The organism is Marinobacter orientalis, from assembly GCF_004792665.1.
Lineage (GTDB): Bacteria > Pseudomonadota > Gammaproteobacteria > Pseudomonadales > Oleiphilaceae > Marinobacter > Marinobacter orientalis.
Genome location: NZ_SRZX01000003.1, coordinates 59,068 through 79,175, shown reverse-complemented (window position 1 = coordinate 79,175; position 20,108 = coordinate 59,068). Strand labels below are relative to the sequence as shown.

At 58.1% G+C, this 20,108-nt stretch carries 20 protein-coding genes; 16 read left to right on the top strand and 4 right to left on the bottom strand.

Going from position 1 to position 20,108, the window contains the following annotated elements:
* Positions 1–1,257 (bottom strand): HDOD domain-containing protein, encoded by a 1,257-nt coding sequence (locus DIT72_RS10680; protein ID WP_135955236.1) that lies wholly within the window; start codon positions 1,255–1,257, stop codon positions 1–3.
* 144 nt (positions 1,258–1,401) lie between these two features.
* Here DIT72_RS10680 and ilvD point away from each other — a divergent pair, with 144 nt between their 5' ends.
* Positions 1,402–3,237: a dihydroxy-acid dehydratase gene (gene ilvD / locus DIT72_RS10675; protein ID WP_135955235.1), complete on the top strand. Its 1,836-nt coding sequence runs from the start codon at positions 1,402–1,404 to the stop codon at positions 3,235–3,237.
* A gap of 18 nt (positions 3,238–3,255) precedes the next feature.
* On the opposite strand, the gene DIT72_RS10670 is transcribed toward ilvD, so the two are convergent.
* On the bottom strand, positions 3,256–3,675 hold the full coding sequence (locus DIT72_RS10670) for a peptidoglycan-binding domain-containing protein (RefSeq protein WP_228260790.1): 420 nt from the start codon (positions 3,673–3,675) through the stop codon (positions 3,256–3,258).
* An 80-nt stretch (positions 3,676–3,755) separates the two neighbouring features.
* Positions 3,756–4,871, bottom strand: a complete 1,116-nt coding sequence (locus tag DIT72_RS10665) for an AI-2E family transporter (protein ID WP_135955483.1) — start codon at positions 4,869–4,871, stop codon at positions 3,756–3,758.
* A 124-nt stretch (positions 4,872–4,995) separates the two neighbouring features.
* Here DIT72_RS10665 and DIT72_RS10660 point away from each other — a divergent pair, with 124 nt between their 5' ends.
* The 3 genes from DIT72_RS10660 to DIT72_RS10650 all read left to right on the top strand — a co-directional run bounded on the left by DIT72_RS10660 (position 4,996) and on the right by DIT72_RS10650 (position 6,724).
* Complete coding sequence (locus DIT72_RS10660; RefSeq protein ID WP_135955234.1) at positions 4,996–5,340, top strand: hypothetical protein; 345 nt, start codon at positions 4,996–4,998, stop codon at positions 5,338–5,340.
* A 114-nt stretch (positions 5,341–5,454) separates the two neighbouring features.
* Positions 5,455–5,703: a hypothetical protein gene (locus tag DIT72_RS10655; RefSeq protein ID WP_135955233.1), complete on the top strand. Its 249-nt coding sequence runs from the start codon at positions 5,455–5,457 to the stop codon at positions 5,701–5,703.
* Positions 5,704–5,824: 121 nt separating this feature from the next.
* Positions 5,825–6,724: a haloalkane dehalogenase gene (locus DIT72_RS10650; RefSeq protein ID WP_135955232.1), complete on the top strand. Its 900-nt coding sequence runs from the start codon at positions 5,825–5,827 to the stop codon at positions 6,722–6,724.
* 40 nt (positions 6,725–6,764) lie between these two features.
* Here the strand turns inward: DIT72_RS10650 and DIT72_RS10645 are convergent, their stop codons facing one another.
* A complete protein-coding gene (locus DIT72_RS10645; protein ID WP_135955231.1) occupies positions 6,765–7,358 on the bottom strand; it encodes a transferase hexapeptide repeat family protein in 594 nt (197 codons plus the stop codon).
* Positions 7,359–7,731: 373 nt separating this feature from the next.
* Between DIT72_RS10645 and paaF the strand changes: the two genes are divergently transcribed.
* The 12 genes from paaF to paaZ all read left to right on the top strand — a co-directional run bounded on the left by paaF (position 7,732) and on the right by paaZ (position 20,106).
* A complete protein-coding gene (gene paaF, locus DIT72_RS10640; RefSeq protein ID WP_135955230.1) occupies positions 7,732–8,505 on the top strand; it encodes a 2,3-dehydroadipyl-CoA hydratase PaaF in 774 nt (257 codons plus the stop codon).
* Positions 8,506–8,550: 45 nt separating this feature from the next.
* Positions 8,551–9,342 (top strand): 2-(1,2-epoxy-1,2-dihydrophenyl)acetyl-CoA isomerase PaaG, encoded by a 792-nt coding sequence (gene paaG / locus DIT72_RS10635; RefSeq protein WP_135955229.1) that lies wholly within the window; start codon positions 8,551–8,553, stop codon positions 9,340–9,342.
* A 3-nt stretch (positions 9,343–9,345) separates the two neighbouring features.
* Positions 9,346–10,863: a 3-hydroxyacyl-CoA dehydrogenase PaaH gene (paaH, locus tag DIT72_RS10630; RefSeq protein ID WP_135955228.1), complete on the top strand. Its 1,518-nt coding sequence runs from the start codon at positions 9,346–9,348 to the stop codon at positions 10,861–10,863.
* Entirely contained in the window at positions 10,860–11,306 is a 447-nt protein-coding gene (paaI, locus tag DIT72_RS10625) for a hydroxyphenylacetyl-CoA thioesterase PaaI (protein WP_135955227.1), read from the top strand. Before paaH ends, paaI begins: the two co-directional genes overlap by 4 nt.
* Complete coding sequence (gene pcaF / locus DIT72_RS10620; protein WP_135955226.1) at positions 11,303–12,550, top strand: 3-oxoadipyl-CoA thiolase; 1,248 nt, start codon at positions 11,303–11,305, stop codon at positions 12,548–12,550. Before paaI ends, pcaF begins: the two co-directional genes overlap by 4 nt.
* A gap of 60 nt (positions 12,551–12,610) precedes the next feature.
* The gene (gene paaK / locus DIT72_RS10615) at positions 12,611–13,921 is read left to right on the top strand and encodes a phenylacetate--CoA ligase PaaK (RefSeq protein ID WP_135955225.1); all 1,311 of its coding nucleotides are present in this window, start codon (positions 12,611–12,613) and stop codon (positions 13,919–13,921) included.
* A gap of 335 nt (positions 13,922–14,256) precedes the next feature.
* Positions 14,257–15,249 (top strand): 1,2-phenylacetyl-CoA epoxidase subunit PaaA, encoded by a 993-nt coding sequence (gene paaA / locus DIT72_RS10610; protein WP_135955224.1) that lies wholly within the window; start codon positions 14,257–14,259, stop codon positions 15,247–15,249.
* A gap of 17 nt (positions 15,250–15,266) precedes the next feature.
* Entirely contained in the window at positions 15,267–15,548 is a 282-nt protein-coding gene (paaB, locus tag DIT72_RS10605) for a 1,2-phenylacetyl-CoA epoxidase subunit PaaB (protein WP_135955223.1), read from the top strand.
* Between the two features lie 12 nt (positions 15,549–15,560).
* Positions 15,561–16,325, top strand: coding sequence for a 1,2-phenylacetyl-CoA epoxidase subunit PaaC (paaC, locus tag DIT72_RS10600; RefSeq protein ID WP_135955222.1), 765 nt, complete (start codon positions 15,561–15,563; stop codon positions 16,323–16,325).
* A complete protein-coding gene (gene paaD, locus DIT72_RS10595) occupies positions 16,309–16,878 on the top strand; it encodes a 1,2-phenylacetyl-CoA epoxidase subunit PaaD (RefSeq protein WP_135955221.1) in 570 nt (189 codons plus the stop codon). Before paaC ends, paaD begins: the two co-directional genes overlap by 17 nt.
* Before the next feature lie 13 nt (positions 16,879–16,891).
* Positions 16,892–17,971: a 1,2-phenylacetyl-CoA epoxidase subunit PaaE gene (gene paaE, locus DIT72_RS10590; protein WP_135955220.1), complete on the top strand. Its 1,080-nt coding sequence runs from the start codon at positions 16,892–16,894 to the stop codon at positions 17,969–17,971.
* Positions 17,972–18,060: 89 nt separating this feature from the next.
* The gene (gene paaZ, locus DIT72_RS10585) at positions 18,061–20,106 is read left to right on the top strand and encodes a phenylacetic acid degradation bifunctional protein PaaZ (RefSeq protein WP_135955219.1); all 2,046 of its coding nucleotides are present in this window, start codon (positions 18,061–18,063) and stop codon (positions 20,104–20,106) included.
* Positions 20,107–20,108: the final 2 nt, after the last annotated feature.

Below are 20,108 nucleotides of genomic sequence, written 5' to 3'. Positions count from 1 at the left end.
TCAGTGTATTGAAAGCAGGCGATGGACCTCATCCACCCTTGCACGGGCTTCCGTCAGCAGTTGCAGGCTGCGGGATGCATTCAGTTCAAGCTCACCCAGCCTGCGGTAGGCAGGCACCTCGTCAAACGGCGGCAGGTTGCCATTGCGGCTGGAACCAATCATGGCGTGCAACTGCGCCACAATCACAATATCCACCAGCTGAGGTGCCGGTTCGCGGCTCTCATGCGCCCAATCCTCGGCGTGGCGGGTGGCTTCCAGAAAGCTCGGGGGAAACGACCAGCTTTCCAGGATCGCGGTGCCTACGTCCGCCCGAAGCTCCCCAATGGCGTGCTCGAGATTGGTCTGGTCGGCAAACAGGTTGACGTGATGCTCGGCCTGTACCAGTACCGGGACCACCCCGATGTCATGAAGTAGCCCGGCGAGCAGGGCCTCCTCAGGATTGATGGATGTAGCGCTGTCGGCAAGCACCCAGCAAAGCGCTGCAACCTCGCGGGAATGTCGCCACAGTCTGTCCATCTCTTTTTGCAGCGATGGCTGCCTGGTCTTGAACACTTCCCGCATGGAGAACACGGTCACCAGCTGGCGGGTTGTTCGCATCCCCAGCCTGACGACAGCCTCACGGACATTGCGGACATCGCTGAAGCCACGATACAACGGGCTGTTACAGGCGCGAACCAGTTTGGCGGCAATCGACGGGTCCGCGGATATGGCACTGGCTACCTGGTCTGCGGTGGAATCCTCGCGGTCCACGGTCCGGCGCACTTTCCATGCCACGTCCGGCACGCTGGGCAGGGTGAGCTGGTTAGAGCGCAGTTCGGCATAGAATTCCATCAGCAGATGGTGCTCTTCGCTGCCATCGTCACCAAGGCCGTCGCCGGCATCCATTTCCACCTGCGGTACCGGTGCCGCCCGCAGCAACTGGTTGAGGATCTCCTGCTGGATGACCAGAAACTCGCTCGCCCTGATCGCGGTTACGTCGTACATGCGGGGCTGCAGCCGGGCAATGGGGTTAAGAGCCTTGTCGGTATCGGCATCTATAACGGACTTGCGGCCGTCCACGGATTCCAGCTCTACACTTCCGGCAATCAGGAAAATGTCCACGCCATCCCGCACACCGCGCTCAACCACCCTCTGGCCGGGGCCATGGGTCCGTCTCTCCGCCCGACTTGCGAGCAAAACCAGCTGGTCGTCTGTCAGCCGGTTCAGGGGCTGAAACTGTTTCAGACGACGCAGGGGCAGGCTTTCCCGGCCAGCCATAGGACTACTCCTTGATCAGTGTTTCATTAACTCTGTTACACATTGTAAGCACCTAATATCAAAACAACCATGCGATCATCGGGTAATCTGGTATTCTTTTGCCTTCTATTCCTCACCCAGTTGCAACAGAGAGACCAGACAACCATGCCCCAGTATCGTTCGCGGACATCCACCGCAGGCCGTAATATGGCTGGCGCCCGTGCTCTTTGGCGCGCCACCGGCATGAAAGATGGAGACTTCGGCAAGCCCATTATCGCCGTTGCCAACTCTTTTACCCAGTTTGTTCCCGGCCATGTCCACCTCAAAGACCTCGGTCAACTGGTGTGCCGCGAAATAGAGAAAGCCGGCGGTGTCGCCAAGGAGTTCAACACCATTGCCGTGGACGATGGCATCGCCATGGGACACGACGGCATGCTGTACTCCCTGCCCTCGCGGGAAATCATCGCCGATTCCGTGGAATACATGGTGAATGCCCACTGTGCCGACGCCCTGGTGTGCATCTCCAACTGCGACAAGATTACCCCTGGCATGCTGATGGCTGCCATGCGCCTGAATATTCCCACCATTTTCGTCTCCGGCGGCCCGATGGAAGCCGGCAAGACCAGGCTGTCGGAGCATAAACTCGATCTGGTCGATGCCATGGTCATCGCAGCCGACCCCAACGCCGATGACGAAACGGTTGCCGAGTACGAGCGCAGCGCCTGCCCCACCTGCGGGTCCTGTTCCGGCATGTTCACGGCCAACTCCATGAACTGCCTCACCGAAGCCATTGGTCTTGCACTGCCCGGCAACGGTTCCCTGCTTGCCACCCACTCCGACCGCGAGCAGCTGTTTCTCAAAGCTGGCAGGCAGATTGTAGAGAACGCACGGAGATATTACGAAGAAGACGATGCCAGTGTACTGCCTCTGAGTATTGCGTCCATCGAGGCATTCGAAAACGCCATGGTCATGGATATTGCCATGGGCGGCTCAACCAACACCATCCTGCATCTGCTGGCTGCGGCACAGGAGGGCGGCGTTCCATTTACTCTTGACGAAATCGATCAGTTGTCCCGCCGGGTACCCCAGTTATGCAAGGTTGCGCCGAATTCTCCGAAATACCATATGGAGGACGTACACCGTGCAGGCGGCATTATGGGCATCCTTGGCGAACTGGAGCGCGGCGGCCTGATCAATACCGATCTGCCTACTGTGCACAGCAAAACCATGCGCGAAGCGCTGAAAACCTGGGACATCATGCAGGAGCCGACACCGGAAGTGGTGGAATTCTACAGGGCCGGCCCGGCGGGCATTCCCACCCAGACCGCTTTCAGCCAGAGCACCCGCTGGCCGTCGCTTGATGGCGACCGCGAAACCGGTTGCATCCGATCCGTCGAACACGCCTATTCCCCCGAGGGGGGCCTGGCAGTCCTGTTCGGCAATATTGCCCTGGACGGCTGCGTGGTCAAAACCGCCGGTGTCGACGAAAGCATCTACGTATTTGAAGGCAGGGCACGAGTATTCGAAAGCCAGGATACGGCTGTGGAAGGCATTCTCAACGACGAAGTAAAACCTGGCGAAGTGGTCATTATCCGCTACGAAGGTCCCCGTGGCGGGCCAGGCATGCAGGAAATGCTCTATCCCACCAGCTACCTGAAATCCAGGGGGCTGGGCAAGGAGTGCGCGCTATTGACCGACGGCCGTTTTTCCGGCGGCACCTCCGGCCTGTCCATCGGCCATGCCTCTCCAGAAGCTGCGGCCGGCGGCGCCATTGGCCTTATCGAGAACGGCGACCTGATCCGCATCGACATTCCCAACCGTTCCATCAACGTTGAGATAGACCAGAACGAGCTGAACCAGCGTCGTGAAGCGAGAAATGACAAAGGCTGGAAGCCAGAGCTTGCCAGACCCCGCAAAGTGTCAGCCGCACTGAAGGCCTATGCCTTATTGGCAACGAGTGCCGACAAGGGTGCCGTCAGGAACCTGGAAAAACTGGAATAAACGAACCGCGCACAGGAGCTAGAAGAAAGACCAGCCACCGTCATCGTCTTCCTCGACGTCATCTTGTCCTGCCCGCGCGGCCGGTTCTTCGGACCCGGTACCACTGCCGCTAGTGCCCGCGCTCCGGGATGCTGACGCATTTGCCGGGGAGCCGGAGGCAGCGACCTGAACCGCTACTATTCCCAGTGCTTCCTTGGTAGCGTTGTTCAGGTCGCCGGAGGCATCCAGACCCTGGTCCCGCTGAAACGCAGTCAGAGCCGAGCGGGTGGACTCGTCCATTTGCGGAGTGACATTATTGATGTCGTAACCCGCGCCATAAAGGGCGTTCTTGAGTGCTACTGTGTCGTTCGCAACTGCATGGGGAGCTGCTGCCAGGGCCATCGCCCCAACCATGATTATTCCTGCCATACGGGTACGAATGTCTGTTTGCCTAGCCATGATCTACTCCGGTTACCTGCCGTTTTTTATTGTGTTGCCAAATCCTACGGGACGGGCATTAGGACCAAAGGCTACCATAGTTATTCCTGCCCACGCTTTGCCGATTGTTGCATTTCTGTAGCCCTGTCAGACGTTTGATGGACAGCTGTTCCCGAGACTTCTCCGAACTCACGGATAAAAATCCCCCAGAACGCCATGAACAAGGCCGCCACCAAAGGCCCCATCACGAAACCGTTGATTCCGAACATTACGATCCCGCCCAGCGTTGATAGCAGAACAATATAATCCGGCAGCTTGGCATCCCGGCCGACAAAAATCGGACGCAAAATGTTGTCGGAAAGCCCGATGACAATCGACCCGTAAGCCGTGAGAATAATGGCTGAGACAATCTCTCCGGTCGCTGCCAGATAAAGGGCCGCCGGCACCCACACCAGGGCGGCACCCACAGCGGGGATAAGCGAGGTAATTGCCATCACCACGCCCCACACCAGTGCGCCCTGGATATCCAGCCACCAGAAAATAAGACCGCCTAAAGCCCCCTGGATGATGGCAATCAGCAGGTTGCCCTTGACCGTTGCCCGGGTAACCTCCGCAAACTTGGCAAACAGCAGACGCTCCCGCTCATCGCCCAATGGAAGGGCCTGGATCAACAGGTCCACCAGTTTGCTGCCGTCCCTGATCAGGAAAAAAGCGAGGTACACCATTAAGGATAAACCCAGGAAGAACTGAAAGGTATTCTGGCCGAACCCGAGGGCCTGTTTCGCCAGAAACTGGCTGCCACCAACAAAAGCATTGGCTGCCCTGTCCCTTACCTCGGCAAAATCCATCCCGAACTGGCCGAAGAAAGCCTCTATGGCAGGAAAGGACTGGTTCACCCTGTCGATGTACTCGCCGGGACGAAGTTCCCCTTCCTGTATCTTCTCGTAGACAGAAAGCCCTTCCGCAACCAGCGATGTTACCAGCGCAAGCACCGGGATAATCACAATAATCATGCAGATCAGAAGCGTCAGCAGAGCAATCACATTGGGGCGGTCGCCCACCCGCTTCGCCAGACGTTCGCGAACCGGATGGAATATCAGCGCAATTGCCACTGCCCAGAAAATCGGGCCAAAAAACGGCTTCATCAGCAGAATAAAGGCGAGGGAGACACCTACAAGCATGGCCAGAAAAGTCCGCGTCTCCAGTTTTCCGTACATCATAAAGCATGATCCTGATTCTTATCGCCAATCAAGACACTAGACTACCACGGCACCGTGGCCAGTCTAGCTGCTTTCAGGTTATAGTTGATGGTCACTGTTCACCCTTTAAACAGGTCAGACATTGGGTAACGAAGAGTTTGATGTCGAAACAGCGCTGGATGCAGCCGTTGCTCTTCACCGGGTGCTGGCAGCCAGAACCCACAGGCGCAAGGTCATGGGCCAGGAGGTGCTTGTGCCCGGACAACTGGGGGAAGCCCTGCACCTTCCCCTCATCATCCGACGGCTTCAGGGCAAGCAGTTACGTCAACGGGAGCGAGGACTTGACGAGTTCCAGGAACTCTGGCCAACCCTGTCTTCCGCTACCCGTGAGAAGGTTCTTGATCGTATCGGCTGGTACGATCCGAAATCTCTCGACTGGGAAGACAAGCGCTCCAACCGCCGCCCGCTTGCAGATCCCGATCTCTGACAATGCGCCAGCGAGCCGGGCCGCGGATTCTTCGTACTTCTGGCCTGAATTTGGGTTACAGACTTTGAATTGTCGTAATTTGCCCTTAGCTTGGGAGTATTGGGAGGTTTTTTTATGACAGACACCGAGCATTATCATGCCATTGCCGCGCAAAGCAGCGCAGTACCAACCCTGCTTTGCGGACGCTGCCGCTCCACACTTTCCCGCGGGCGCATTTTCCGCAACGGCGAGCGCCACAACTTCGACATCAACTGTGACACCGTTGCCCTGTGCTCGGCCGATGACTGTGGCGCACTGAATTGCTGTGACGAAGCACTGAAGGGGCTTGAAGGCGCCGCAGAGCTGATCAGCAAGGCGTCCTGATTCAAACAGCCAACGCACTGTTACGCAAACCAAACACACAAGATTTCCATCTGATTTATCCTGCGTGCTGAAGGCTGCGAGTATCCAGCCACGCAACCACTCAGCCAGGACAGTCGATGGCATGCGTATTCTGAGAACCGATGAAGCCCGCTTCGCAGGCCTTCAGGATTATCCTTTTCCCCCTCACTATCTGGACGTCGAGCCAGGCCTGAGAATGCATTACCTGGACGAAGGCCAGACCAATTCGGCCCCGGTGCTGATGCTGCACGGGGAGCCATCCTGGTCTTACCTCTACCGGCACGTGATTCCGTTGGTAGCGGGAGCAGGCCATCGCGTACTGGCGCCGGACCTGATTGGCTTCGGAAAGTCCGACAAGCCTGCCAGCGTGGACGACTACAGCTACGAACGCCACATATACTGGCTTTCCCAGTGGCTCAAGGCGCTGGATCTGAAAAATATCACTCTGGTTTGCCAGAACTGGGGCTCGCTGCTCGGATTGCGCCTGGCAGCGGAGAACCCGCAGCTTTTCCGCCGGATCATTGTTGGCAACGGGATGCTGCCAACCGGCGAAACACCGGTACCGGCCGTATTCGCACTCTGGAAAGCCTTTGCAACTTACAGCCCCTGGTTTCCGGTTAGCCGAATCGTCCAGCTGGGAACAGAGAGAACCATGAGAAGGGCCGAAATTGCAGCCTATGAAGCGCCCTTTCCCAGCGCTGAATTCAAGGCCGGAGCACGGGCTTTTCCAAAACTGGTCCCCGTGTCTGCCGACGATCCGGCCAGCGAAGCCAATAAAGCCGCCTGGCGAGTGCTGGAAAAATGGAGGAAACCCTTCATAACCTGCTTCAGCAGTGGCGACCCCATCACACGGGGCGGCGACCGTCACATGCAACGTCGCATACCCGGTGCCCACGGACAGCCCCACATTACCTTGCGGGGTGGTCATTTCCTCCAGGAAGATTCTCCCGACGACTTTGCCCGCGTGATCATCGACGCTCTTAAATCCGGGCTGGCCGCCTGAGGCATCAGATGGTCACGCGCGGCACACAGTTACTGCCGAATCAGCTGTGGCGCTTGAGCTGGTGACTGCCAACCTCAACTCTGGGCCGGTCAGAATCTGCTTCTTCCAGTGGCTGGCATTCCTCCAGGCTTTCAAAGCAGCGGAGAGTCAGCCTCTGATATTCTTCCGTCCCCTTTGCTTTCCAGGCCACTTCATTATCACTCAACATCCGCACCACCCTGGCCGGCGTTCCCACGATCAGTGAGGCAGGATCGCACTGGAAACCGGCCTTGACCAAAGCCCCTGCGCCAACGATGGAGCGGGATGCGATAACGGCCTCGTCCATGACCACCGCGTTCATTCCAACCATTGCGCCCTCACCAACGGTACACCCGTGAAGAATGGCACCGTGCCCGACGTGCCCGTCTTTCTCGACTACCACATCCTTACCCGGAAAGGCATGGGCGACGCAGGTATCCTGAATATTTGCCCCTTCTTTTAATACGATGCGGCCAAAGTCGCCACGCAAAGAGGCTGCGGGGCCAACATAGCAACCAGGGCCAATCCACACATCCCCGATCAGGGTCGCGGTTGGATGAACGTACGCAGACGGATGCACCACAGGCAGAACACCCTCAATACTGTAACTAGGCATGCTTCTCTCCTACTCGTAAACAGACCGGAATGTGATAACACATTCTGATTCACTTTCCACGCCACTTTACCGCTGATTGGAGATGTATTTACAGAGTGAGTGGAAGCAAACCTCGCTTAACACGGTAAAAAAACACCCAAAACCCGGCAAAAAAACTGAAATTATCATTATTATCAGTTACTAGAGAGGCTCAGGCCAAAAAAGGTCAATGTGATACAAAACGATCAACCCATAAACCTTGACGAGTATCAATTAATAGATATACTGATTCGCAAATCAGCCCGTTTACTACTGGAACATTGTCCGAAGGCGATTCTGATTGCGGACGACGGAGATGCTGTCCAGATAAAAACAAAGCCACATCGGATTGCTTATGCCAAACAACCTGCTCGTCGAAGGGCCTGAACAAGGGGTTCAAATTTTCACCCTGAACCGCCCCGAAGCACTGAATGCCCTTAATACGGAGATGCTGGACAACCTGTCCAAAGCGCTGGATGACGCAGAAGCCGATCCCCAGGTCCGCGTCGTCATAATCACCGGAAGCCAGAAGGCATTTGCAGCCGGGGCTGACATCAACGAGATGGCGGCCCGCGACCTTGTCGGCATTCTTGAGGACCCGCGAATCGCTCACTGGGAGCGAATTGCCCGCTTCACCAAACCTGTCATTGCAGCGGTCAACGGCTTTGCGCTTGGCGGCGGCTGCGAACTGGCGATGCACGCAGACATTCTGATCGCCGGGGAGAACGCCCGTTTCGGTCAACCGGAGATCAATCTCGGCATCATGCCCGGAGCTGGCGGCACCCAGCGACTGGTGCGGAAGGTCGGCGAATCCCTGGCTATGCGCATGGCGCTCACAGGCGAGCCGATCAATGCGAGGCGCGCTCTTGAGGCGGGCCTCGTAAGCGAGATCTGCCAGCCCGAGCTGACCGTTGAAAAAGCCACTCAGCTTGCTCGCACCATTGCCCGGAAAGCACCTATTGCTGTCCGGCTCACCAAGGAATCCGTGCGCAAGGCCAATGACATGAACCTCGCCGAGGGCCTGCGCTTTGAACGACATGCCTTCACTGTGCTTGCCGGTACGGCAGACCGTCAGGAAGGTCTTGATGCGTTTCTGGAAAAGCGAAAACCCCAGTTCAAGGGCAAATAGCCCCAACCCCAAAGCCATTCATCATTCTATCTACAGGATAACGCCATGACTCAGCCGAGCATTCTTCTCGAAATCGATCAGGGTGTGGCTTTGCTTACCCTTAACCGCCCGGACAACCTGAACAGCTTCAATGTTGAAATGCACGAGCGCATGCGCGAGGCCATCAGCACTGTGCGCAAGGACGACTCTGTCCGGGTGCTGGTCATTACCGGCTCAGGCCGGGGGTTTTGTGCCGGACAGGATCTCGCCGACCGCAGTGTATCGCCGGATCAGGAAGTGCCCGACCTGGGCGCCTCCCTGGAGAACTACTACAACCCGTTGCTGCGGAGCCTGCGGGATCTGCCGATGCCCGTTGTCTGCGCCGTTAACGGCGTGGCGGCCGGAGCCGGTGCCAATATCGCCCTCGCCTGCGACATCACGCTGGCGGCGCGCTCCGCCAATTTTGTTCAGGCATTCTGCAAACTGGGCCTGGTACCCGATTCCGGCGGCACCTGGATCCTGCCCCGTGTAGCCGGCATGGCCCGGGCCAAGGGTATGGCGCTGCTGGGCGATAAGGTCAGCGCTGAACAGGCAGAGAACTGGGGCATGATCTGGCGCTGCGTGGATAACGAGCAGCTCATGGAAGAAACCCTGAAGCTGGCCCGGCATTTCGCTACCCAGCCCACCAAAGGCCTTGCCCTGATCAAGCGTGCTCTGCATGCCAGCGCCAATAATACCTTTGAAGAGCAGATCAATCTTGAAAGAGACCTTCAGCGCATGGCCGGGCGAACCGAAGATTACCGCGAAGGCGTCGGCGCCTTCATGGAGAAACGCACGCCAGCGTTCAAGGGGAAATAATTCATGGCAATCGATACGCAAACCAGCATCGCCGTCATCGGCGCCGGTGCCATGGGCTCCGGCATCGCCCAGGTAGCAGCGCAGGCCGGCCACCAGGTTTACCTGCATGACCAGAGGAAAGGGGCTGCCGAGAACGGGCGCGACGGTATTGCCAGACAGCTTCAGCGCCGCGTCGACAAGGGCAAAATGCAGCAGCAGGATCTGGATGCCATCATTGGGCGCATCCAGCCGGTCGCCAGCATTGAACATGTAGCGGATGCCGGGCTGGTGATTGAAGCAATCATTGAAGACCTCGATATCAAGCGCCAGCTGCTGGCAAACCTGGAAGAGCTGTGTGCCGTGGACACCATCCTCGCCACCAATACCTCATCGATTTCCGTCACCGCCCTCGGCGCTGAAATGAAAAACCCGGAACGCCTGGTGGGAATGCACTTCTTCAATCCGGCACCCCTGATGGCGCTGGTAGAAGTGGTGATGGGTCTGGCCACCAGCAAAACTGTTGCCGAGACCGTTCACGCCACGGCAACCGCCTGGGGCAAAAAACCGGTGTACGCCACCTCCACTCCCGGCTTTATCGTTAACCGCGTCGCCCGCCCGTTTTACGCGGAAAGCCTGCGCTTGCTGCAGGAAAAGGCCACCGACGCGGCAACGCTGGACTCCATCATCCGCGAGGCCGGCCAGTTCCGCATGGGTGCGTTCGAGCTGACCGACCTGATCGGCCACGACGTCAACTATGCCGTGACCAACTCTGTATTCAATTCCTACTATCAGGACCCGCGCTTTCTGCCGTCGCTGATCCAGAAAGAGCTGGTGGAAGCGGGGCGTCTGGGACGCAAGACCGGCCAGGGCTTTTACCCCTATGGTGAAGGCGCTGAAAAGCCGGAGCCACAAACAGAGCCGGAGCACCGGTGCGATGAAACGGTGGTTATCGTTGAGGGCAATCCCGCTGCCGCAGCCCCACTGGTCCAGCGCCTGAAAGCGTCAGGCCTGACAATAGTCGAGCGCGACGGCCCCGGCCAGCTTCGCTTTGGCGACGCCGTGCTGGCCCTGACCGATGGCCGCATGGCCACCGAGCGGGCCGCTGCTGACGGCATCTCCAACCTGGTACTGTTTGACCTGGCATTCGACTACAGCAAGGCATCCCGGCTTGCCCTGGCGCCCGCAGACCAGACCTCAGAAGCAGCGTTTTCCTGCGCCTGTGCTTTACTGCAAAAGGCGGGAATTGCCGTGAGCCTGCTCGCTGATCGTCCAGGGCTGGTCGTTATGCGCACTGTTGCCATGCTGGCGAACGAAGCGGCGGATGCGGCCCTTCATGGTGTTGCCACCATCGCGGACATCGACCTGGCCATGAAAGCGGGCCTGAACTATCCCGACGGCCCGCTGAGCTGGAGCGACCGCCTCGGGGCAGGCCACGTGTTCAACGTACTCACCAACATCCAGAACAGCTACGCAGAGGATCGCTATCGGCCTGCCCTGCTGCTCCGGAAAAACGCATTCGCACAGAAGGGGTTTTATTCATGAGCGAGATGGACCCGCAAACACTCGCCGAGGCATGCGCAAAAGAGATGTTCGCACGCGACAGGGCCAGCCAGAACCTGGGCATGAACATAGAATCCGTTGCTCCGGGTAAAGCTGTTCTCACCATGACCGTCACCAGCGACATGATCCAGGGACACGGTTCCTGCCACGGCGGCTATCTGTTTACACTGGCAGACTCGGCTTTTGCATTTGCCTGCAACAGCTATGACCGGGCCACCGTCGCCTCTGGCTGCAGCATCGATTACATGTACGGCGCCAAAGAAGGCGACCTGCTGACAGCCACTGCCGAGGAACAGGCCCGGGGTGGCCGCACCGGCGTTTACGACATCACATTAACCAATCAGGACGGCCGTGCGGTCGCCCTTTTCCGGGGCCGTTCCTACGAGGTTCGCGGCACCGTACGCAATTCGGAGGAAAACTTATGAGCGCGGACAACCTTCTCAAAGACGCCTACATCGTCGATGCCATCCGCACCCCCGTCGGCCGCTATGGCGGTGTCCTCTCTGCAGTGCGTGCGGACGACCTGGGTGCCATTCCCATCAAGGCCCTGACCGAACGCCACCCGGATCTGGACTGGTCAAAAATCGACGACGTACTTTATGGCTGCGCCAACCAGGCCGGCGAAGACAACCGGGATGTTGCCCGCATGTCGCTGCTGCTGGCAGGTTTGCCGGTTGATGTACCGGGCAGCACCATTAATCGCCTGTGTGGCTCCGGCATGGATGCCGTGGGCAGCGCCGCAAGAGCTATCCGCACCGGTGAGGCCCGGCTGATGATCGCCGGCGGCGTGGAATCCATGTCCCGCGCCCCGTTTGTGATGGGCAAGGCGGAGTCGGCATTCAGCCGCAAGGCGGAGATCTTCGATACCACCATCGGCTGGCGCTTTGTAAACCCGGTGCTGAAAAAGCAGTACGGTATCGATTCCATGCCGGAGACGGCAGAAAACGTGGCCGCCGATTTCGGTATCTCGCGGGAAGATCAGGACGCATTCGCCCTGCGCAGTCAACAGCGCACCGCCGCCGCCCAGAAGGCGGGACGGCTGGCCAACGAAATCACGCCGGTCACCATCCCCCGCCGCAAGCAGGATCCGCTGGTGGTGGATACCGACGAGCATCCCCGCGAGACCAGTCTTGAAAAGCTGGCCACGCTGCCTACGCCTTTTCGCGAAAACGGCACCGTGACCGCAGGCAACGCCTCTGGTGTCAACGATGGCGCATGTGCCCTTCTTCTGGCTGGAGCAGATGCCCTCAAACAATACAATCTCAAGCCACGAGCTCGCGTGGTTGCGATGGCAACCGTGGGCGTCGAACCGCGGATCATGGGTTTCGGGCCAGCCCCGGCAACCCGCAAGGTTCTGGCGACCGCAGGTCTTGAGCTTGCCGATATGGACGTTATCGAACTGAACGAAGCCTTCGCGGCACAGGCTCTGGCCGTCACCCGTGACCTGGGGCTTCCCGATGACGCAGAGCATGTTAACCCGAACGGTGGCGCCATTGCCCTTGGCCATCCCCTGGGCATGAGCGGCGCCCGCCTGATAACCGCGGCCCTGAATGAGCTCGAACGCCGCCATGCCGCTGGCCAGAAAGCCCGGTACGCCCTCTGCACCATGTGCATCGGCGTTGGCCAGGGCATTGCCATCATCATTGAACGGACTGACACGGTGGCCTGACGCCACCGCCCGGGCCAGACCACCGACTATCACCCTACAAGAACAACGCAGGACAGAATCATGAGCTTACCACTCCAGAAAATTGGCAAACTTGACCGGATGGAGACCGCCAGCATTGACGAGCTCCGCCATGAACAGCTTCAGCGCCTGCGCTGGAGCCTGATTCACGCCTACACCAATGTGCCGTTTTACCGCAACGCCTTTGACGAAATCGGCCTGAAGCCGATGGACATCAACTCCCTGGAAGACCTGGCCAAGGTGCCGTTCACCACCAAGGCGGACCTGCGCGACAACTACCCCTTTGGCATGTTTGCCACACCCATGTCAGACGTGGTGCGGGTACACGCCTCCAGCGGAACAACCGGCAAACCCACTGTGGTGGGATACACCCAGAGCGACATCAATAACTGGGCCGACATCGTAGCCCGCTCCATTCGTGCCGGCGGAGGCTCCCGTGGTGACAAGGTCCATGTTGCCTATGGCTATGGTCTTTTCACCGGTGGCCTTGGCGCCCACTACGGCGCCGAGCGCCTTGGCTGTACGGTCATCCCCATGTCCGGTGGCCAGACCGAGAAGCAGGTCCAGCTGATCAAGGACTTCGAGCCGGACATCATCATGGTAACGCCCTCCTATATGCTGAACATTGCTGACGAGATGGATCGTCAGGGCATTGATCCGCACAAGCTGCCATTGCGTCTGGGCATTTTCGGGGCAGAGCCCTGGACCAACTCCATGCGTACCGAGATCGAAGAGCGGCTCGGCATCCAGGCCCTGGACATCTACGGCCTGTCCGAGGTTATGGGTCCTGGCGTAGGCATGGAATGCGTCGAAACCAAGGATGGCCCCACCATCTGGGAAGACCATTTCTACCCGGAAATTATCAATCCGGAAACCGGCGAAGTACTGCCCGATGGGGAATACGGCGAACTGGTGTTCACGTCGCTGACCAAGGTAGCCTTACCGATTCTGCGCTATCGCACCCGTGATCTCACCCGCCTGCTGCCGGGCACCGCAAGGCCCATGCGCCGGATCGACAGAATTACCGGCCGCAGTGATGACATGCTGATTATCCGTGGCGTGAATGTATTCCCCAGCCAGATCGAGGAACAGGTACTGAAGTGCGAAGCGCTGGCGCCCCACTACGAGATTGAAGTGTACAAAGAAGGCAACATGGACTGCGTGGACATTCGTGCCGAACTCAAACCCGGCGTTTCCGATAATGATGAGGTGCGTGCCAGGGCCGCCAAGGAACTGGCCCACCACATCAAGTCCTACATCGGTATCAGTACTCGTATCGAGGTGGTGGAAACCGACCGCCTGGCGCGTTCGGAAGGCAAGGCCAAGCGCGTTTTTGACCGCCGTAACAAGTAAGTCACAGGACTTGCCTGGCGGGAAGCCGGCCCACTGACGTGGCTGCGGCTTCCCGGCACTTCGTGACTTCCGGTCCTGTCCGTCTTGGACATCGATTTAAATTTACTCTTCCGACACCAATCTCAATAGAATTTCATTACGTATCACTTGTTTTACTATTGAAATCAGCGCTGTAAAAGCCATCAGACAGCCTGAAAAAAGCAACATGACACACAAAGACAGTTCTTGATATTTATTCAGTATCATATAGTATGGAGTTAATAGCCCTTAAGTCATGTTTGAGGGCACCGATGTTCATGGACAACAGAACAACAAGCCAGATCCGGAGGTATTTTATGTACGCCCAGCTCGTTGAAACCGGCGCCAAGCGCCTGAAGACCATGGAAGAGATGTCGCCTGAAGAGCGCGAGTTCCAGGAAAAGGTCGACGCCGAAACCAAGATCGAACCCAAGAACTGGATGCCTGAAGGCTACCGCAAGACCCTGGTTCGCCAGATCTCCCAGCACGCCCACTCCGAAGTGGTTGGCATGTTGCCGGAAGGCAACTGGGTTACTCGTGCCCCGACACTGAAGCGCAAACTTCAGCTGATGGCCAAGATCCAGGACGAAGCGGGTCACGGGCTGTATCTGTACAGCGCGATGGAAACCCTCGGTGCCGACCGCGACGAAGAGATCGAGAAGCTGCACCAGGGCAAGGCCAAATACTCCAGCATTTTCAACTACCCGACCCTGAACTGGGCTGATATGGGTGCTGTTGGCTGGCTGGTAGATGGAGCCGCTATCGTCAACCAGGTTGTACTTCAGCGTACCTCTTACGGCCCGTACTCCCGCGCCATGGTTCGCATCTGTAAGGAAGAAAGCTTCCACCAGCGTCAGGGCTACCAGATCCTGCTGGACATGATGCGTGAGGGCACTGAAGAGCAGAAAGCCATGGTGCAGGACGCCATTAACCGTTTGTGGTGGCCCTCGCTGATGATGTTCGGCCCGCACGATGACGAGTCCCCCAACTCTCAGCAGTCCATGGCCTGGAAGATCAAGCGCAAGAGCAACGACGAGCTGCGCCAGATGTTCATTGACCAGACGGTTCCGCAGTTGGAGTTCCTGGGATGCACAGCGCCGGACCCGGATCTGAAATTTAACGAAGAAACCGGCCATTACGATTTCGGTGAGATCGACTGGCAGGAATTCTACGACGTTCTCAAGGGTAATGGCCCTTGCAACCGCGAGCGCATCAATACTCGCAAGAAAGCAATTGACGAGGGCGCATGGGTCCGCGAAGCGGCCGTCGCCTACGCCAAAAAACAAAAACAGCGCGCGCAAGCCGCCTGATATCGGAGGAATACAACATGTCTGAATGGCGCCTTTACGAAGTTTTTGTGCGGTCCAAGCACGGCCTGAACCACAAACATGTGGGCAGCGTGCATGCGGCTGACGCCGAAATGGCCATGGAAAACGCTCGCGACCTGTACACACGCCGTAACGAGGGCGTGAGCATATGGGTGGTCCCCTCCGACACCATCACGGCCTCCGCATCCGACGAGAAAGAAGTACTTTTCGACCCGTCGGAAGACAAGATTTACCGGCACGCTTCTTTCTACGAGCTGCCCGATGAAGTCGGACACATGTAAGGAGCGGATCCAATGACACAAGCAGAAGCACTACAGGAATACCTGCTGAGACTGGCGGATTCCGACATGATCCTGGGTCAGCGCCTGTGCGAGTTGTGCGGCAAAGCCCCGGCAGTCGAGGAAGAAATGGCACTGATGAACGTTGCCCTTGACCTCGTCGGGCAGGCCCGCAACTGGTATGAGTATGCCGCTGATCTGATTGATGATGGCCGCGATGCGGACAAGCTGGCATTCCGCCGTGATGCCCACAATTACCGCAACCTGCTGCTCACCGAGCAGCCCAATGAGGATTACGCGGTCACCATGGGCCGGCAGTTCTTCTTTGATGTGTGGCACTATTTCACACTCAAAGGCCTGACCGCATCCAGCGATGAGCGTATTGCCGGTATTGCCGCCAAGGCTCTGAAAGAGGCGACCTATCACCTGCGCCGGTCATCCGAATGGGTCAAGCGTCTGGGGGATGGCACTGAAGAGAGCCACCAGCGCATGCAGGATGCCGTGGATATACTCTGGCGCTTCACCGGCGAACTGATCACCCCGGACGACACGGACCGTGTCATGGCCGAGGCGGGCATTGGCCCGGACCCCGATCAGCTGGCCAAAGACTGGCGCGGAATGGTCAACGAGGTGCTCACCCAGGCAACCCTGACACCGGGCGCCGAAGATGCCTGGATGTATATGGGCGGCAAGCACGGCGAGCACACCGAACACCTCGGTTTTATTCTGGCAGAAATGCAGTTCCTGCAGAGGGCCTATCCCGATGCCACAACATGGTGATTCAGACAGCCGGTCAGCTGTCGACATCCTGATTGCCAGCGATCGGGTGCCGGCGAACGCCCGCCCCGATCTGCTGACAGAGGACGACATCTGGGCAATTCTCGAAGAGGTTAAAGATCCTGAAGTGCCGGCAGTCAGTGTCGTGGAGCTTGGTATCGTCCGTGCCGTAAGGTGGGATGGTAAAGAGCTGTCTATTGATTTAACCCCGACCTACTCCGGCTGCCCGGCTACCGAGTTGATTGAAGAACTGATTACCGAAGCCCTGCGAGCTGCGGGCTTCCGGGATCCGAAAATCAACCAGGTGCTGACCCCTGCCTGGACCACCGACTGGATCACGGCCGAAGGCAAAGAGAAGCTCCGGGAGTTCGGAATCGCGCCCCCCGAGGGCAGCTCCAGCAAGATGAGCCTGCTTGGGGAACCGGAAGTCATTGCCTGTCCCCGCTGTGGCAGCAAGGACACCGAGCGGGTGAGCGAGTTCGGATCCACCGCCTGCAAAGCCCTTTATCGTTGCAAGGAATGCCTCGAGCCCTTCGACTACTTCAAATGCATCTAGAGCCGATACGATCATGAATAAATTCTATCCACTGACCCTCAAAGAGGTCAGACCTGAAACAAGAAACGCCGTATCACTTGCTTTTGATCTGCCAGAAGATCTGGTAGATACGTTCAGCTACAAACAGGGCCAGCACCTGATTGTCAGAACAAAACTTGATGGGGAGGAAGTGCGTCGCTCCTATTCGATCTGCCGCAGTGTCGGCGATCAGGAGCTGCGTATTGCGGTCAAACAGGTTCCCGGCGGCCGTTTCTCCACGTTTGCCAACGAACAGCTGAAACCCGGCGAAACACTGGAAGTGATGCCACCTCAGGGCCATTTTTCCATTGATCTGGATCCCGAGAGGAAGGGCAATTACCTCGCGGTGGCAGCCGGCAGCGGAATCACGCCGATTCTGTCGATTGTCAAGACCACCCTGGAAACCGAGCCCAAGAGTGAGGTAACCCTGTTTTACGGTAACAAGGCCACCGCCAGCACCATGTTCCGTGATGAGCTACAGGACCTCAAGAACGAGTACATGGCCCGGCTGAACCTGGTCTATATTTTCACCCGTGAAGAACAGGATATTGACCTCTACAACGGGCGCATTGACCACGACAAGTGCGACGCCCTGTTTGATCACTGGATCAACGCCAAGGATCTCACGGCAGCCTTCGTCTGCGGCCCGCAGCTGATGACAGAGGATGTGCGTGACTCACTGCTCCGGCACGGCCTGGACAAAAGCAAAATCCATTTCGAGCTGTTTACTCCGGTCGGTGGTGCGCCCCAGCCCCGCAAGGACAGGGCCCCGTCCAAGGTGGATCCGCAGTCGGTAAGCGAAGTGACCGTCATCGCCGATGGCCGTTCCCTGACCTTCCCATTGGTTCGTGATACCAAGAGCATTCTGGAAGCCGGCAACGAGGAAGGTGCGGACCTGCCCTTCTCCTGCAAAGCCGGCGTCTGCTCCACCTGCCGCGCCAAGGTCGTGGAAGGTGAGGTGGAAATGGACCAGAACTTTGCCCTGGAAGACTACGAAGTGGAAGCCGGCTACGTGCTTTCCTGCCAGTGCTACCCGGTCAGCGACAAGGTAGTCCTGGACTACGACGAGATGTAGTTTCCAACAGCCAGCAGCAAGACACGAGCAAGGCAAGCCCCGCTTAAGCGGGGCTTGCCTTGGCGTTTAAGAAACAAATGGAGTTTCCGATGTCAGTCCTGAAAAGTTTCATTGCCGGCGAATGGGTCGGCGAGAAGACCGCCAAGGCCCTGCCCAGCGCCATTAACGGTGAAATCGTGGCACATACCCACGATGATACCCTGGATTTCAAGAAAGCCGTAGAGTATGGCCGCAAGGTCGGTGGCAAGAATCTGATGGCCATGGATTTCCAGGAGCGCGCCCTGGCCCTGAAGGCCATGGCCATGTACCTGCAGGAACACAAGAAAGAGCTGTACGCCCTGTCGATGCATACCGGTTCCAGCAAGGGCGACAACGGTATCGACATTGATGGCGGTTTCGGCACCCTGTTCTCCTATGCCAGCATGGGCCGGCGCGAACTGCCGTCCGGCAACGTGGTGCACGAAGGACCGGTAACGCCGCTGGGCAAGAACAACCACTTTGCCGGCACTCACATCCTGGTTCCCCGTGGCGGTGTGGCTGTCCACATTGATGCCTATAACTTCCCGGTGTGGGGCATGCTGGAAAAGTTCGCGCCCACCTTCCTGGCGGGCATGCCCTGCATCGTGAAGCCGGCCACCTCTACCTGTTATGTCACCGAACTGGCGGTTCGCCTGATGCAGGAATCCGGCGCTCTGCCTGAAGGCAGTCTGCAGCTGATCATTGGCAGCACCGGCGACCTGTTCGAACATCTTGAAGAGCAGGATGTGGTCACCTTCACCGGTTCGGCCGCGACCGCTCGCAAACTCAAGAATCACCCGAACATCATCAACCGTTCGATTCCCTTTAACGCCGAGGCCGATTCACTGAACAGTGCCATTCTGGCGCCAGACGTGACTCCCGAGCACGAAGAGTTCGATATCTTTGTGAAGGAAGTGGGCCGTGAAATGACGGCGAAGGCTGGCCAGAAGTGTACTGCTATCCGCCGGATACTGGTGCCAAAGAGCCAGGTGGATGCTGTTTGCGGAAAGCTCAAGGAACGGTTGTCGAAAGTGACTGTCGGCGATCCTTCCGTTGAGGGCGTCCGCATGGGTGCCCTCGCTTCCATCGACCAGCTGGAAGACGTCAAAGCCAACATCCAGGAACTGCTGAAGACCAGCGAACTGGTCACCGGTGGCAACGGCGATTTCAAGCCGACCGGCGAAGGCACCGATAAAGGTGCATTTATTGAGCCGCACCTGCTGCTGTGCCGGAATCCTGAAAATGGTTGCGGGGCACATGACATTGAAGCGTTCGGGCCGGTGGCAACGGTGATTCCCTACGACACCATTGAAGACGCGGTCTCCCTGTGTGCCGAGGGCCGTGGCTCACTGGTTACCACTCTGACCACCCGTGATCCGGCCATTGCCGGCAGGATTGTTCCGCTGCTGGCGGCCTTCCACGGTCGTCTGCACCTGTTGAACGCAGAAGCCGCACAGGAATCCACCGGCCACGGCTCTCCCCTGCCCATGCTCAAGCATGGTGGGCCCGGGCGTGCCGGTGGCGGTGAAGAGCTTGGTGGCATCCGTGCGGTACATCATTACCTGCAGAGAACTGCAATCCAGGGCTCTCCATCCATGCTGGCCGCAGTCACCCGTGAATATGTGCGCGGTGCTGAGGTCATCGAAACCGAAGTGCATCCGTTCCGTCGCCATTTTGAGGACCTGCAGATCAACGAATCCCTGCTGACTCACCGGCGCACGGTGACCGAAGCCGATATCGTCAATTTCGGTTGCCTGTCAGGCGATCACTTCTATATGCACTTTGATGAGATTGCAGCGCGGGACTCGCAGTTCGGCAAGCGCATTGCCCACGGCTACTTCGTGCTTTCCGCGGCGGCCGGCCTCTTCGTTTATCCGGGCGAAGGCCCGGTTCTGGCGAACTATGGCCTGGATACCCTGCGTTTTATCGAACCGGTTGCCCCGGGGGACACCATCCGGGCGCGGCTGACCTGCAAGCGCAAGATTGATCAGGGTCGTACATCTCCGGACGGACACCCTCAGGGAGTCGTAGTCTGGGATGTTCAGGTTCATAACCAGAACGACGAGCTGGTTGCGAGCTACGACATCCTGACACTGGTTGCCAAAAAGCCCGGGTAACA